Annotated in this window: 2 protein-coding genes; one reads left to right on the top strand and one right to left on the bottom strand. The window is 37.0% G+C overall.

All coding sequences use genetic code 11. The features are described 5' to 3' along the window. Positions 1-72: 72 nt before the first annotated feature. Positions 73-321, top strand: coding sequence for a CRISPR-associated protein Csx3 (locus tag N2257_10810; GenBank protein MCX7794875.1), 249 nt, complete (start codon positions 73-75; stop codon positions 319-321). A gap of 26 nt (positions 322-347) precedes the next feature. On the opposite strand, the gene N2257_10805 is transcribed toward N2257_10810, so the two are convergent. Continuing rightward, positions 348-587: hypothetical protein (locus tag N2257_10805; protein MCX7794874.1), on the bottom strand; the 240-nt coding region annotated here is incomplete at its 5' end.

Here is a 587-nt window from a genome sequence, read left to right as displayed (position 1 = left end):
GATCCTATGATTAAGGAACATGGGGAGCCGATATTTATAAGTCAGAGAATAATTTAGTAAAAAAGTAAGAGCATGAAGGAAGTAGTGATAGAGATAGACAAACTTTATGAAGGACAACAAGCAAAGTTAGCAGAGCTTGATGAATACTTAAAAAAGGCATTAATACAAGCAGGTGAAGGCAACTCAGTAATTCTTACAGGGCAGGGACCAATATGGCTTTATCTTAAGGTAGCCCATGCCCTTCATGGAAAGGCTGTGAAACTTATCTATCGCAGTCCAGTTACAGGAGATGTTTTAATTTTTGATCATTCACCTTTTTAGTAGTATTTTATAGATTTTGCAAGTCTTTAGTGAAAGGGTTTATATACTCTTTGGTTTCCGTATTCGTCCTCTATTACTGTTTCGTATAGGTCTGGATCAGTTAGGGCTTCTTTTGCTTTTTCTTCTGGTACTCCTGCTTCTATTAGTGCTTTCATTATCTTTACTCTGAAGATTCTGTCAGCTAAGAACTCATCTTGTTCCTCAGGGGGAAGACTTACTAAGATTTTGATCTGCTCATCATCAAGGAGAAACTCTTCTCTTAGTTC

It is taken from the genome of Thermodesulfovibrionales bacterium, from assembly GCA_026417875.1.
Lineage (GTDB): Bacteria > Nitrospirota > Thermodesulfovibrionia > Thermodesulfovibrionales > CALJEL01 > CALJEL01.
This window is presented reverse-complemented; position numbering and strand designations above follow the sequence as displayed.